The sequence below is a fragment of the Streptomyces sp. XD-27 genome, assembly GCF_030553055.1.
In the GTDB taxonomy this organism is placed as follows: Bacteria; Actinomycetota; Actinomycetes; order Streptomycetales; family Streptomycetaceae; genus Streptomyces.
The window spans coordinates 4316421-4331099 of record NZ_CP130713.1; the positions used below are offsets into that span (position 1 = coordinate 4316421).

Here is a 14679-nt window from a genome sequence, read left to right on the forward strand (position 1 = left end):
TCAGGCCTTGGGGCGGTACGTCGCGGGCTTGACCGGGACGTCGACCTCGACGGGGCCGGAGGTGGCGAAGTGCAGCGTGAAGCGGACCTTCTCGCCGACCTTCGGCTTGTGCGAGAGCTTCCCCAGCATCAGGTGGCTGCCCCCCGAGGCGAGCGTGAGCCTCCCGCCCGCGGGGACCTTCATCGTGGCCACGTGCCGCATGGCCGTGCCCTCGGTGGCGTGCAGGGTGACGTCGTCGCTCAGCGGGGTCGTGACGGAGGTGAGCTCGTCGGCGGCACCGCCGGTGTTCCGTACGGTCAGGAAGCCGGCGGCCATGTCGGACATGGCGGGCTGGGGGAGGTAGGCGCCGCTGACCGAGAGCTGGGGGGCGCCGGCCTTGGCTTTCTTGTCGCCGCTCTTGCCGCTGCCGTCTTCGCCGCCGCAGGCGGTGAGCGCGAGGGCCAGGGACAGGGCGGTCACGGCGGCGGCAGCGGCCTTCCGGGTGCGCGTCACGGGTTGACCCCCTTGACGATCTTCGGCAGGTCCTTGACGTAGGTCGCCGTGTCGGTGTCCGTCGTGTAGATCCAGCGGCCCTTGTCGTCCTTCGGTGAGAAGCCGACGACCTCGGCGCCGTGGTTGACGGTGATGCTGCCGTCCTTCTCCTTCTTGGGCTTCTCGACGAAGATGCCCACCGACTTGGCGGCGGCCTGGATGGTGTCGAAGTCGCCGGTCAGGCCGACGAAGTCCTTGCCGCCCTGGCCGTCCAGCCAGGAGCGCATCCGCTTGGGGGTGTCCCGGGCCGGGTCGGTGGTCACGAAGACCACCTGGAGCTGCTCGCGCTCCTGCTTGGTCATCTTCTGCTCGGCGATGGCGATGTTGCTCATGACGAGGGAGCAGACGTCGGGGCAGTAGGTGTAGCCGAAGTAGATCAGGGTCGGCTTGCCCTTGGTCCGCTCCAGCAGGTCGTACTCCTTGCCCTCGGTGTCGGTCAGCACCAGGTCGGGCTTGGCCTTGGGGTTGTCGAGGACGATGGCGCCCTTCTCCTTGCTGCCGCCGGACACGTCGGCGACGGCGTCGGAGCCGGTGTCGCCGCTCTTGCCGCTGCCGTCATCGGTGCCGCAGGCGGTGAGGGAGAGCGCGGCCGCGGCGGCGAGGGCCGCGGCCAGGGTCTTGGTGCGCATGGGGTGGTTTCCTCGGGTGGGAACGAAGATCGAAGGGCGTCAGGCGTCAGGCGGCGGAGCGGCGGCGACCGGCGAAGACGCCGAACGCGACGCCCGCGGCGCCGACGACGATGCCGGCGATGCCCAGGACACGGGCCGTGGTGTCGGTGCTGTCACCTGCCCCGGCGGAGGCCTTCCGCTCGCCGTCGCCCGCGGTGTCGCCGTGGCCCCTGCCGGAGGCGCCGGAACCGTGGTGGCCCGCGCCGTCCGCGGGCGCCACGAGGTTCAGGACCGGAGCCGGGTTCTCGGGCTCCGGCGCGCCGTCCTTGGGCTCCTCGATCCAGCGCACGACCTCCTTGTTGTCGTACGTCTGGAGGGCCTTGAAGACCAGCCGGTCGGCGTCCTCGGGCAGCTGGCCGACCGACACGGGGAACTGCTGGAACGTGCCGGGCTCGATGCCGCCGTTCTTGTCGGCGGTCCAGGTGACCTTGCTGACCGCCTCGTTGATCTCCTCGCCGTGCATCTTGATCGGCTTGTCGAGCTTGGACTTGTCGACCTTGACCGTCCAGCCGGGAACCGGCTGCGGCATCACCGAGGCGAGCGGGTGGTCGGTGGGCACGGTGACCTCGAGCTTGACCGTCGAGGCGTTGGGCCGCTCGTTGGGGACCTTGAAGTTGATGACGCTGTAGCCGCCCTTCTCGGCCTCCTTGGGGTTCACGCTGACGTGCGCGAAGGCGGGGGCGGCGGAGAGCAGGACGACGGCACCGGCGGCGATGCCGCCGAGAAGGGGGAGGCGGCGCAGCGGACGCGGACGCATGGCGTTCATGAAAGAGACTCCGGGGAGGACGAGGATCCCCTCGGGGATCCGCACAGGTGGAAGAGGGGTAACGGGGCAGGGCGCTGCCGCGCGTACGACGGCACACGCACCGACCGCGATGGCACGGTGGCGTCACGGCACGCGCGGGTCCCGACGGCACGGCGACGCGACGATGCGACAGTGCGATGGCGCGACGGCGCGGTCACGACGACCCGCCGGTCAGGGATGACCGTCGGCTGCGGCTGCGGCTGCGGCCGGGAAGGGGCGGGGCAGGCGAAGACGCGCTGAAGCCCGGCCGCACCGGCCCGGGGCCGTGTCGCGCAGGGTCAGGCCGCCAGGCCGTACCGCGGCGGACCCCGTCTGATCACGCTGTGCTGGAGCGCCACGGTGCGCGTGGGCCCAGGCTCGTCCCGCCGGTCCGCGCGGGCCGCCCGTACTCCGGTCAGGGGTGCCGCGCCCAGCAGCCCGGTGCGCAGCACGCGCACCAGACGCAGCGCGGCGCGCAGCGCCCGTACGCCCATCCCGGCCGCCGACAGCCGTACCGCGCGCCACAGCGCCACCTCGCCGCGCCGCAGCAGCCACCCGGCGGCCAGCGCCGCGAGCAGGTGCCCCAGCACCATCGAGGGGGAGGGCGGCAGCGTCTCCAGCAGCGAGGGATACGCCTCGTGGGCGGCGTGGCCGGCGGTCCCGGGCCCGACCTGCGCGCCGTGGGCGGCGGGGTCGATCCCGGCGTGGGTGACGATCCGGTGCGCCCGGGTGGCGTCCAGCCGCCCGGGTGCCGAGTCGCACAGCAGCCTGGCGGCGAGGGCGATCACCCGGCCCTCGGAACCGCCTGCGCCGGGCGCCTGCGCCATCGCCGACCCCTGCTGGCCCAGCCCGAACAGGGTGTGCAGGGCGAGCTGCCCCAGGGCCAGCGCGGCGGCGATCCCCGGCAGCGACCGTTCCCGCCCGGCGAGCGCCACGACCACGGCGAACACGCCGAGCCCCCCGGCGGCCAGCGTCCACAGCGGGACGGGCGCGCAGGAGGCGAGCACGTGCCCGCCGGCGGCCAGCGCCACGCACGCGGCGGTGAACACCGCGGCCCGCAGCACCCGAAGCCCCACCCCGGCGCGCACGACCGGCCGCAGGGACACGGGGCTCCCTGAGGTACGGCGACCGGGCGTCGGGTAGGCAGGCATGGCTGCGCCATCATCCCACCGGGTCGCGGGATTCCTTACGGCAGGGGTATAAGGGGCGCGGACGCCAAGATCGACTCAGGTCGGCCTGGGCTCGGGCCAGTCCGGACCGGTCAGACCGGGCTGATCAAGGCCACACCACGCCGGACAAGTCAGACCGGCCTGAACCAGACCACACCGGGCCAGACCAGGCAAGATCGGTCTGGATCAGGCCAGACCGGGCCGGTGCCAGGGCCCGTCGCGCAGGGGGACACCCGGCCGCCGAACGGGACGACGACCGGACGACTACCGGGCGGCCGCCGACGGCCACCCGAACAGCCCCGGAGCCGCCACCCGGATGGCTCTCCCACGCCCCCCGTTCGCCCCACATACACCGCTGGAGAGCCGCCGCGCGTCGGCCGAATGAGCGGAGTCACGTTGAGCACACGCTTAGGGACATCGACCCCCGGCAATACGTATCGATACGTCGAGCAGGTCGGGAGGCTGGAGCATGAGCATCTGGTGGTCTCTCCATCTACGCCGCGAGGCCGCGAGCGTGCCGCTGGCCCGGCGACTGCTCCTCGGCACCATGGAGACGGCCGGGGTGGACCCCGAGATCTCCTACGACCTGTCCATCGCCCTGACCGAAGCCTGCGCCAACGCCGTCGAACACGGGGGCTCGGCGGGCGCGGGCGACGACTACCGCGTCACGGCGTTCATCGACGGCGACACGTGTCGTATCGAGGTGACGGACTCCGGTCCGGGCTTCCCCTACTCCCCACCCCACCTGGCCCCCGGCCGGACCTCCCCCCGCCGCAACCTCCCCACAAGACAGCCCCCGCCCAGGCAGAGCACGGGCGAGGGCTGTTCCTGATCGAGGCCCTGACCGACCACGTCCGCTACCGCAACCGGGTGGGGCGGGCGGGGGCGGTGGTCAGCTTCGACAAGATCCTCAAGTGGAGAGAGGACGCCCTCCTGAAGGCGTCCTGATCGGCGCGATGTCGGTGTGTCCTCGGCGCTCGCGGGCATGGGGGAAAGCCGAGCGCGACCCGTCAGTGAGACCGGCGGGCGTTGAGCCGGACGATCGGGTTGTCGGTCAGGCGCGTGAGCTCGTCGTACCACTCGACGATCTGCACCCAGTCGGTCTCCTCGGTGGTGGGCGCGTCAGCGTGGAGTGCCGCGATGGCGGCCTGGGCCTGGAACTCGCCCAGCTGGTCGCGGGCGAGGGCCGCCTGCAGGATCTCGACGCCCTCGGCGATCAGCTCGGTGTCCCACCGGCCGCGATCCTGCTCGGCGAGCGGCACCAGGCTGCCGTCGGGCGCGGTCCGGGCGGCGCGCCGGGCGTGGTGGAGCAGCATGAGGGCGAGCAGCCCCGCCACCTCGGGGTGGTCGATCGCCGCCGCGAGCTGCCGGGTGAGCCGGATGGCCTCGGCGGCGAGGTCGACGTCGCCGGAGTAGCCCTCGTTGAAGACCAGGTAGAGGACGCGCAGCACGGTGGAGACGTCGCCGGGCTGGTCGAACCTTCCCCGAGCTCCCGCCTTCGCTCGAGCACGGGAGACCCCAACGCCGGAGACGGTGCGCTTGGCCCGGCTGATGCTCCCCCAGCCTCCGGCCGGGGGTACCCCCAGCGCCATGGTCGCCTCGGGCACCAGGTAGGCCTCGGCGATCTGGCGGGCGGCGTCCGCCCGGGTCGCGTCGAGGAACTTGCGCCAGGCCACCGTGACCAGCCAGCCCTTCGGGTCCCGCGGCTGGTCGGCCGGCCAGACGCGGACCGCCTCGACCAGCGCGTCCTGCACGGCGTCCTCGGCCGCCGCGAAGTCGGCTCCGCGGCGGACGAGGATCCCGAGCACGCTCGGCGTGAGGCTCCTCAGCAGGGCCTCGTTCACTTCAGTGGCACTCCGTGATGGTGGGCGGCGCGGCCAGGAACGGGCGCACCTCGAGCCACTCGTGGATCGGCTTCCCGCCCGCCCCAGGGGCGGCCGACAGCTCCCCGGCCAGCTCGATGGCGCGCTCGTAGCTGTCGACGTCGATCACCATCCAGCCCGCGATGAGGTCCTTGGTCTCGGCGAACGGGCCGTCGGTGACCGGCGGGCGACCCTCACCGTCGTAGCGGACCCACGTCCCCTCGGGGGCGAGCGCCTGACCGTCGACGAACTCGCCGGTCCCCTCGAGCCGGGCCGCGAAGTCGCGCATGTACTGCACGTGCGCCGAGATCTCGTCCGGCGTCCACTGGTCCATGGGCACGTCGTTGACCGCAGCCGGGGCGCCGCGGTAGTGCTTGAGCAGCAAGTACTTGGCCATCGTGGTTCTCCTCGGTGCTGGTGCGACCCATTGTGGTCGCGTTCACCTCGGGGACGGAGCCGGTCACGGGTTCTCGACATCGCCGTCCGCATCCTTGGGACGCGCGGACACCGACGTCCGCCGCGCGGTGAGGGCCGAGCGGGGCGGCGGCTCCGGTGCCGCCGCCCCGTTCAGCGCTTCTCAGGCAGGCCCGGTCGGGCGCGCCGTCAGCTGCCGGTCGTGCCCATGGCCTCCACGAGGCTCTTGGGCCTCATGTCGGTCCAGTGCCGCTCGATGTGGTCCAGGCAGTTCTGGCGGGTGTCCTCGGCGAGGGCGACCGTCCAGCCTTCGGGTACCTCGGCGAAGGACGGCCACAGCGAGTACTGCCCCTCGCCGTTGACGAGTACGTGGTACGTGCCGTCGGCGTCGTCGAACGGATTGGTCATTGCTTGCTCAACTCCTTGAAAGAGGGGGGTGGGTCAGGAATCCAACGGGTCCAGGGTGCGGGCCAGCTTCGGGCCGAAGTCGGCCACGGCCTCCTGGCGCATCAGGTGGTGGTGCTGCGCCGGAACGCCATGGGCCTCGATGGCGCCGTCGACGTACGGAGTCCACAGCCGGGCGAGGCCGCCGTCGGCGTCGGGGCGGGGATAGCCTGGGGTGGGGACCTCGGCGGCGAACAGCAGGAGGTCACCGCGGAACCGTCCGGGGATGAACTTCCGCATCAGTTCGACGTCGTTCGCGAAGATGTCCACCAGCGGGATGCCCCCCGACTCGCTCCGCAGGAGGTGGGCGGGCAGCCCGGTCTCCCGCTCCAGCCTCCGCACCAGGTGCTCGACGTCGGCCTCCGCGAGCGGGTTCCCGTCCGCGTCGTGGCTGCCCGCGTCGAGGACCAGGGAGAGCAGCTCCCGGGCGCCGAACTCCGACCGGTCCGCCAAGACGTGTTCGTTGGTCGGGAAGGTGTCGAGGACGGACAGGAAGGCGACCTCCTCGCCCTCATCTTGGAGGAGCGTGGCCACGGCATGGGCCACGGCCCCGCCGAAGGACCATCCCAGCAGGTGGTACGGGCCCGTGGGCTGGACCGTGCGGATCCGCGCCAGGTACTCGGCGGCCATCTCCTCGATGCTGCCCGGCAGCGGGGCCGGGCCGCTCAGCCCGCCCGACTGGAGGGCGTAGACCGGGCGTTCGGGATCCACGTACCGCAGCAGCCCGGCGTACAGCCAGCCCAGACCACCGGCCGGATGGACGCAGAACAGCGGCGGTCGGCTGCCCCGGCGGCGCAGCGGCAGCAGCGCGTCCAGCGCCTGGCCCGCGGCGAACCGGCCGTCCAGGTGCGCCACCAGGTCGGCGACGGTCGGCGCCGCGAACAGCGTCCGGATCTCCAGCTCGACGCCGAGCGTGTCCCGCGCCCGGGAGGTCAGCCGGGCCGCCAGCAGCGAGTGCCCGCCCAGTTCGAAGAAGCTGTCGTCGATGCCGACCGCGGGCAGGCCCAGGACCTCGGCGAACAGCCCGCACAGGGTCTCCTCGCGGGCGTCCCGCGCGGGGCGCGAGGCGGCCGTGGTGGACAGGTCCGGGGCCGGCAGCGCGCGCCGGTCCAGCTTCCCGTTGTCCGTCAGCGGCAGGGCGTCCAGCACCACCGTCGCCGCGGGCACCATGTGGGCCGGCAGCCGCCGGGCCAGGGAGCGCCGCAGCTCGGCCGGGTCCACGGCCGTCGGCGACGTCGGCACCACGTACGCGACCAGGCGCCTCTCACCCGGGCGGTCCTCGCGGGCCAGCACCGCCGCCTGGACGACGCCCGGGTGGTCGGTGAGCGCGGCCTCGATCTCGCCCAGCTCGATCCGGAATCCGCGGATCTTCACCTGGTCGTCCGACCGGCCCACGAACTCCAGCTCGCCGTCGGACGTCCACCGCACCAGGTCACCGGTGCGGTACATGCGGGCGCCCGCGGGCCCGAACGGGTCCGCCACGAACCGGCTCGCGCTCAGCCCCGGCCGGTGCAGATAGCCCCGCGCCATGCCGAGGCCCGCCATGTACAGCTCGCCGACGGTGCCCGGCGGCACCGGGCGCAGCGCCCCGTCCAGCACGTACGCCCGCGTGTTCGGGATCGGGCGGCCGATCGGCGCGGTCGGCAGCCAGCGCGAGACGTCCTCGGGCAGGGTGGCGGCGGTGACCACATGGGTCTCGGTCGGCCCGTAGTGGTTGTGCAGCCGCCGCGCCGGGTGTGCGCCGTGGAACTCTCGTACGCGCGGGCCCGCCGTCAGCGCCTCACCGGCCTGGACGACGTGCCGCAGGGCAGGCAGCGTGTGTCCGGTCACCTCGGCGGCCTCGCACAGCGCCTCGATCACCAGGTCCGGCGCGAAGAGCTCGTTGACCTCGTGCTCGGCCAGCCACGTCACCAGGGTTTCGGGGTTCCGCCGGGTCTCGTTGTCCGGGATCACCAGGGTCTTGCCGAACAGCAGGGCGGACAGCGTCTCCTGCGCGCACACGTCGAAGCTGAGCGCGGCGAACTGCGCCGTCCGCGTTCCCGGTTTCGCCGGGAGGACGGCGTTGTGCCAGGTCAGGAGGTTGCGCAGGGCGGCCTGCGGCATCACCACGCCCTTGGGCGTGCCGGTGGAACCGGAGGTGTAGATGACGTAGGCGGGGTGCCAGGGGGTGAGCTGCGGCCGGTACGGGCCCGATTCCGATCCCGATCCCGAGCCGGAGCCGGAACCCGAGTCGGATTCGGGCCCGGTTGGAGCGTTGTATTCCGCTTCCAGTCCCAGCTCCTCCATGACCAGCTGGGTTATTCGCTCGGGGCGCGGCAGCCCCTCGGCCGTCTCCCGGGTCGTCAGGAGGAGCGCGGGCGCGGCGTCCTGGAGCATGTACGCGATGCGCTCCGCCGGATACTCGGGGTCGACGGGCAGATAGGCGCCGCCGGCCTTGAGGACGGCCAGCACTCCGGTGGCCAGGTCCGCCGACCGCGGCAGCGCCAGCGCCACCAGCGACTCGGGTCCCACCCCGTGCGCCGTCAGATGCCGCGCCAGGCGGCCGGCGCGCGCGTCCAACTCCCGGTACGTCAGGCGCACCTCGCCGCAGATGACCGCCACCGTGTCGGGCGTGGCCCGTGCCTGCCGCTCGAACATCTCCGGCAGCGTGCCCGGCCCGGAGTCGGACGCGAGCTCGGGCCAGTGGCCCGCCGTGTCGTTGAACTCGACGAGGACGCGGTGGCGTTCGCGTTCGCCGAGAACGTCCAGCGCGCCGAGGGCGACCGACGGGTCGGCGGCGGCCTGTTCCAGGATGCGCAGCAGCGCCTCGGCCATCCGCTCGACCGCCGCCCGGTCCAACAGGTCCGGGGCGTACTTGAACTCCAGTTGGAGGGCGTCCGTGCGGAGGTAGGCGATGAGGCTCAGCGGATAGTGCGTGGCGTCCCGGCCGGACGCCGCGACGAGGGTGATGCCGTCGGCGGGCGCCTTCATCGCCGCCGCGTCCAGCGGATAGTTCTCGAAGACGACCAGAGTGTCGAACAGCTCGCCCAGGCCGACCTGCTGGTGGATGTCGGTCAGGCCCAGGTACTGGTGGTCGAGCAGCTGCGTCTGCTCCCGCCGGACCTCCTCGAACAGCTCCTCCAGGGGCCGGGTGAGGTCCGTCCGTATCCGCACGGGGACCGTGTTGATGAACAGACCGACGATGGTCTCGACCCCAGGGATCTCCGGCGGGCGGCCGGCGACCGCGGCGCCGAAGACCACGTCGTCGCGGCCGGTCAGCGAGCCCAGCAGGACGCCCCAGGCGCCCTGGAGCAGGGAGTTCATCGTCAGGCCGCGGGCGCGGGCCCAGCGTTCGAGGGCGCCGGTGTGCCGTGCGGGAAGTTCGACCGCGATCCGCTCGGGCTCGGCCGTCTCGCGCGGTTCCGGCGACCCGGACGACCCCGACGATGCCGTCGCCGGCGCGAGCCGGCACGGTTCCGCGAGGCCCTCCAGCGCCCGCGCCCACGCCGTGCGCGCGACCGTCCGGTCCTGCGTGCTCAGCCAGGCCAGATAGTCGCGGTACGGAGTCACCCGCGGCAGCCCTGCCCCGTCCCCGCCCCCATCCCCGTCGTACAGCCGGAACAGCTCCTGGAGCAGCAGCGGCATCGACCAGCCGTCCAGCACGATGTGATGGTTGCTGATCACGAACCGGTACGCGTCGTCGCCGAGCCGCAGCAGAGCGAACCGGAGCAGCGGCGACCGCGCCAGGTCGTAGCGGCGGGTCCGCTCGTCCTCCGCCAGCCGTGCCGCCTCGGCCTCGCGCTCTCCGTCGGGCAGCGCCCGCAGGTCGGCCTCGCGCCAGGACAGCGCGGCCGCCGCCGGGATCACCTGTACGGGGGCGCCGGAGGCCACCGTCCGGAAGCGGGCCCGCAGGTTCGCGTGCCGGTCCAGCAGGGCCGCGCAGGCCCACCGCAGGGTGTCGGCCGCGATCTCTCCACGCAGGTCCAGCGCGACCTGGGCCGTGTAGACGTCCGGCGCGTCCCGGTCGTACTCGGCGTGGAAGAGCATGCCCTCCTGCAGCGGCGACAGCGGCAGGACGTCCTCGACTCCGGTGGGGGTCTCCGCCTCCAGCTGGTCGATGTCCTCCTGGGCCAGGGAGACCAGGGGCAGGTCGGAGGGGGTCAGCCGACCCGCGTCGGGGCGTTCGGCGTGGCCGGCCACCGCCTTCAGGGCCCGGAACCAGGTCCCGGCCAGCTCCTCGACGGCCTCCCGCGTCAGCAGCCCCTCGGGCCAGGCCCACTGCACCGACAGCCGCGGTCCCTCCGGGGTCTCCTCGGCGATCGCGTTGATCTGGAGGGTGTGGGTGAACGGCGCCCCGGGGTCGTCCCGGTCGCCCAGCGCGTCGCTCTCCGCCGCCACCGTCCAGTGCTGTGCCGTCAGGCCGGTGAGCCGGCCCAGGTAGTTGAAGCCGATCTGCGGGCGGTTCCGCTCCTCCAGGGTCGCCAGCTCGGGCGCCGTGGCCGGGTTCAGATACCGCAGCAGTCCGTACCCGAGGCCGTTGTCCGGCAGCGACCGGAGGTGCTCCTTGACCCGCCTGACGGCCGCGCCCAGCGCCGGGCCACCGGCCAGCGCCTCGTCGAGGTCCAGCCCCTCCAGGTCCAGCCGCACCGGGAACAGGCTGGTGAACCAGCCGACCGTACGGGAGACGTCGACTCCGGCCGGCACCTCCTCGCGGCCGTGCCCCTCCAGGTCGAGCAGGACGGACGACGCCTCCTGGCCCCGCCCGCGGCGCCAGTGGGCGACGGCCACGGCCAGCGCGGTCAGCAGGACGTCGTTGACGCCGGTGCGCAGCGCCGCCGGGACCGACGTCAGCAGCGGCTGGGTGTCCGCGACCGGCAGCTCCAGCGACACGCTGCGGGCCGTGGCCCGCACGTCGCGCGCCGGGTCCGGTAAGCGTTCTCCCACGGGCCCGTCGTCGGGGCGGGGCCGCAGGATGTCCTCCCACAGCGGCAGTTCGCGCTTGCGCTCCGGGTCCTGCGCCGCCTCGGTCAGGCGCCGCGACCACCGCCGGAAGGAGGTGCCGCCCGCCTCCAGCCGTGGCGCGCCCCCGTCGGCGGCGGCCGACCAGGCGGTCGCCAGGTCCGGGATCAGGATCCGCCAGGACACGCCGTCGACCGCCAGGTGGTGGATCGTCAGCAGCAGGCGGCCGGTCTCCCGCGGTCCGGCGTCGAACCACACCACCTGGACCAGGGCGCCCGTCCTCGGCGCCAGCCGTGCGCGGGCCGCCACCGACTCGTCGGCGATCCTCGTACGCAGCGCCTGCTCGTCGAGTCCGGCCGCGTCCACCCGCAGCACGCAGTCCGCGGCGGCCACCGTGCCGGCCGGGGTGGTCTCCAGCGACCAGCCGTCCGCGTCGTCCAGCCGCATCCGCAAGACGTCATGCCGGTCCAGCACCGCCTGCACCGCGGCCAGCAGCCGGTCGTGACCGAGCTCCCCGGGCACCTGGAGCAGCACCGCCTGGTGGAACCCGTCGGACGGGCCGCCGCGGTCACGCAGCCAGTGCATGACCGGCGTCAGCTCCACCGCGCCCACGCCCGCCTCGGTGGACTCGGCCGGCTCCGCCGCGTCGAGCCCGCCCGCGACCTCGGCCAGGGCCGCCACCGTCCGGTGCTGGAACACGTCCCGCGCCGACAGCACCAGCCCGGCGGCCCGGGCCCGGGACACCAGCTGGATCGAGGTGATGCTGTCCCCGCCCAGCTCGAAGAAGCCATCCTCGATGCCGACCCGCTCCAGGCCCAGCACCTCGGCGAAGAGGCCGCACAGCAGCTCCTCCCGCGCCGTCCGCGGGGCGCGTCCGGTCGACAGCGCCCCGAAGTCCGGCGCGGGCAGCGCCCTGCGGTCGAGCTTCCCGTTGACCGTCAGCGGCAGGGCGTCCAGCACCACCACGGCCGCTGGGACCATGTAGTCGGGGAGCCGCAAGCCGAGGAACCGCCGCAGCTCGGCCGGGTCCGCGCCGGTGCCGCGGGCCGTCGGGACGACGTATCCGACGAGCCGCTGCTCGCCCGGACGGTCCTCGCGGGCCACCACCGCGGCCTGGGCCACACCCGGGTGGTCGGTGAGCGCGGCCTCGATCTCGCCCAGCTCGATCCGGAATCCGCGGATCTTGACCTGGTCGTCGACGCGCCCCAGGAACTCCAGCTCACCGTCGGGCGTCCAGCGCACGACGTCGCCGGTGCGGTACATGCGGGAGCCCGCGCCGCCGTACGGGTCGGCCACGAACCGGCTCGCGCTCAGCCCCGGCCGGTTCAGATAGCCGCGCGCCAGGCTGGGCCCCGCCAGATACAGCTCGCCCGCCGTGCCGGGCGGCACGGGGCGCAGCCCCGCGTCCAGGACGTAGGCCAGCGTCTCGGCGACGGGGCGCCCGATCGGCGCGCCCCCGCCCGGCACGAGCGGCTCACTGGCCGTGGCGCACATGGTGGTCTCGGTGGGGCCGTAGCCATTGATCAACCGCAGGCTCTCGGGGGTCCGTTCCACCAGGCCCGGCGGGCACGCCTCGCCGACCAGCTGCACGTCGCGGAGGGCCAGGGGCTCCCCGTCGTAGTCCTCCCAGGCCTCCAGCAGCGCCGCGTACGCGGACGGCGTCTGGCTGAGGACGCACACCTGCTGTTCGGCGAGCAGGGCGAGGAGGTCACGCGGTGAGCGGCTCACCTCCGTCGGTACGACGACGAGAGCGCCGCCGTGCAGCAGTCCGGCCCACATCTCGAAGACCGACAGGTCGAAGGCCTGGGAGGCGCACATCGCCCAGGAGCCGCCCGGGACGAACCCGAACTGGGGGATGTCCTCGGCGAACAGCCGCGCCAGGTTCTCGTGCGCGACCACCACGCCCTTGGGCGCGCCGGTCGATCCCGAGGTGTAGATGACGTACACGGGATGCTGCGGGCGCAGGTCCGCCGTGCGGTCGGCGTCGGTGACCTCCGCGGCCGAGTGCCCGGCCAGCTCGTCGGCGACAGCGGCGCCGTCCACCGCCACGCGTGCCGCCGCGGGGGCGGCCTCGGCGATGGCCGGGGCGGTCGCCTCGGTGGTCAGGGTCACGACCGGTGCGGTGTCCTTGAGGAGGAACGCGATGCGCTCCGCCGGGTACTCCGGGACGACCGGGACGTACGCCGCCCCGGCCTTGAGCACCGCGAGCGCGGCCACGACGAACTCCGCCGAGCGGGGCAGCGCCAGGGCCACGATCCGTTCCGGACCCGCGCCGCGCGCGATCAGGAGGCGGGCGAGGCGGTTCGCCGCCGCCTCCACCTGCCCGTACGACAGCGTCGTCCCGCCGGAGACCACCGCCGCCGCCTCGGGCGTACGGGCCGCCTGCCGGGCGAACCGCTCGTGCAGCGGTAACGCGGCCCGCGCCGCGCCGCCGGCCGCCGCCGGGGTCCGCGCCCCGGCCCATTCGGTGAGGATGCGGTGCCGTTCCTCCGCGCTCAGCAGATCGCTTCCGCCCACCGTCGGGGTGTCCTGCGCGGGGTCCGTGAAGTTCCCGAGCAGGGCCATGTAGCGCCGGCGGTGGGTCGCCAGCTCCTCGGCGGTGTACAGGTCGGAGTTCGCGTTGAAGTCGATGCGGACGCCGGTGCCGTCGGACCGGTCGTAGGCCATGATCGCCAGGTCTTCGACCAGGCCGTTGGAGATGTTGTGCGCGGTGGCCCGATGGCCCGCGAACACCAGGTCGTAATCCATCGACATGATGTTGATATGCGGTCCGACGAAACCCTGGCCGCCGTCGGAGAGTCCGAGGTCTCGGGTGAGGTCCACCCAGCGGTAGCGCTGATGGCGCAGAACCGTGCGCACTTCCCGCGAGACGTGGCGCACCAGGTCGCGCACCGGCATTTCGGGGCGCACGGCCAGCCGAAGCGGCACCAGATTGGCGAGCATTCCCGGTACGCGGCGTAATTCGGCGTCGGTACGGGCCATGACCGGCAGGCCCAGAACGATGTCCCGCTTCCCCGTCATGCGGTGCATATAGGCGGCGGTCACCGCGATCATCAGCGCGGACCAGTGCGTCCCGAACCGCCGTGCGGCGGCCCGCACGTGCGCCGCCTCCTCCTCGGAGAGGTACACCGTCTCCCGGACGACGCTCTTGATGCTGCGGGCCGGCTGCCCGGCCAGGTGCGGCGCTTCCGGGCGATCGGCGAACCGCTCCGTCCAGAACCGCCGGTCGGCCTCCATGTCCTGCGCGCGGTACTCCGCGTCCCGCTCCAGGAGCACCCGCAGGGCGCCGAAGTCGGCTTCGCCGCAGTCCGTGCCCGCGAGCCGCGCCGTGTAGAGCTCGGCCACCCGGCGGGCGACGAGGGACGCGCCCATGGCGTCCGTGATGAGGTGGTGGAAGCCCTGGTACCAGGCGTACCGGTCCTCCGCCAGCCGGAAGAGGGCGAAGGAGAACAGCGGACCGCGCTCCAGGTCCATGGGGCGCAGGAGGTCGGACCGCATCCAGTCCTCCGCGACCGCCCGGGGGTCCGCCTCCCCGCTGACGTCGAACACCGGGAACGCCCAGTCCGCCGACGGCTCGATCACCTGCCACGGCGTGCCGTCCTCCTGGCCGAACCGCGCGTGGTAGGGCTCGGCTTCCATGACGGCCTGCCGCAGAGCCGCCTCGAACGCCACCGGATCGACCGGGCCATGGATTTCCATGTACTCGGCTATTCGGTAGAGCGGACTCTCCGGGGCCATTTGCTGGCCGACCCAGATCTCGTACTGGCCGGTGGTTAACGGAAGGCGGGCGTCACTGGCCCGGGAATCCTGCACTGTGTTTCCCCATGATGTTGCGAGTGAAGGCGCGCGGGGGACTGCGCACGGCCGCC

Annotated in this window: 7 protein-coding genes and 2 pseudogenes; 1 reads left to right on the forward strand and 8 read right to left on the reverse strand. The window is 73.3% G+C overall.

Annotated elements, in window-relative coordinates; translation table 11 throughout:
- The 4 genes from Q3Y56_RS18460 to Q3Y56_RS18475 form a co-directional block, all read right to left on the reverse strand.
- The gene (locus tag Q3Y56_RS18460) at positions 1-492 is read right to left on the reverse strand and encodes a copper chaperone PCu(A)C (RefSeq protein ID WP_304463014.1); all 492 of its coding nucleotides are present in this window, start codon (positions 490-492) and stop codon (positions 1-3) included.
- Positions 489-1160 (reverse strand): SCO family protein, encoded by a 672-nt coding sequence (locus tag Q3Y56_RS18465; protein WP_304463015.1) that lies wholly within the window; start codon positions 1158-1160, stop codon positions 489-491. The genes Q3Y56_RS18460 and Q3Y56_RS18465 overlap by 4 nt, the downstream gene beginning before the upstream one ends.
- A gap of 46 nt (positions 1161-1206) precedes the next feature.
- Complete coding sequence (locus tag Q3Y56_RS18470; protein ID WP_304463016.1) at positions 1207-1965, reverse strand: YcnI family protein; 759 nt, start codon at positions 1963-1965, stop codon at positions 1207-1209.
- A gap of 317 nt (positions 1966-2282) precedes the next feature.
- Positions 2283-3089 (reverse strand): hypothetical protein, encoded by an 807-nt coding sequence (locus Q3Y56_RS18475; protein WP_304463017.1) that lies wholly within the window; start codon positions 3087-3089, stop codon positions 2283-2285.
- 532 nt (positions 3090-3621) lie between these two features.
- Here Q3Y56_RS18475 and Q3Y56_RS18480 point away from each other — a divergent pair.
- Positions 3622-4100 (forward strand): annotated as a pseudogene (locus Q3Y56_RS18480) (ATP-binding protein).
- An 80-nt stretch (positions 4101-4180) separates the two neighbouring features.
- Here the strand turns inward: Q3Y56_RS18480 and Q3Y56_RS18485 are convergent.
- From Q3Y56_RS18485 to Q3Y56_RS18500, 4 genes and pseudogenes are all read right to left on the reverse strand, one after another.
- Positions 4181-4996: pseudogene (locus Q3Y56_RS18485) on the reverse strand (DUF6596 domain-containing protein); the annotation flags it as partial.
- A gap of 1 nt (position 4997) precedes the next feature.
- Complete coding sequence (locus Q3Y56_RS18490; protein WP_304463018.1) at positions 4998-5411, reverse strand: YciI family protein; 414 nt, start codon at positions 5409-5411, stop codon at positions 4998-5000.
- A 206-nt stretch (positions 5412-5617) separates the two neighbouring features.
- Positions 5618-5836, reverse strand: a complete 219-nt coding sequence (locus Q3Y56_RS18495) for an MbtH family protein (RefSeq protein ID WP_304463019.1) — start codon at positions 5834-5836, stop codon at positions 5618-5620.
- 33 nt (positions 5837-5869) lie between these two features.
- Positions 5870-14623: a non-ribosomal peptide synthetase gene (locus tag Q3Y56_RS18500; RefSeq protein ID WP_304463020.1), complete on the reverse strand. Its 8754-nt coding sequence runs from the start codon at positions 14621-14623 to the stop codon at positions 5870-5872.
- Positions 14624-14679 lie beyond the last annotated feature (56 nt).

What these genes read in the sequence shown, in the direction of transcription:
- Q3Y56_RS18470 (WP_304463016.1), bottom strand. Translation starts at nt 1,965, where the DNA reads ATGAACGCCATGCGTCCGCGTCCGCTGCGCCGCCTCCCCCTTCTCGGC.
- Q3Y56_RS18490 (WP_304463018.1), bottom strand. Translation starts at nt 5,411, where the DNA reads ATGGCCAAGTACTTGCTGCTCAAGCACTACCGCGGCGCCCCGGCTGCG.
- Q3Y56_RS18465 (WP_304463015.1), bottom strand. Translation starts at nt 1,160, where the DNA reads ATGCGCACCAAGACCCTGGCCGCGGCCCTCGCCGCCGCGGCCGCGCTC.
- Q3Y56_RS18495 (WP_304463019.1), bottom strand. Translation starts at nt 5,836, where the DNA reads ATGACCAATCCGTTCGACGACGCCGACGGCACGTACCACGTACTCGTC.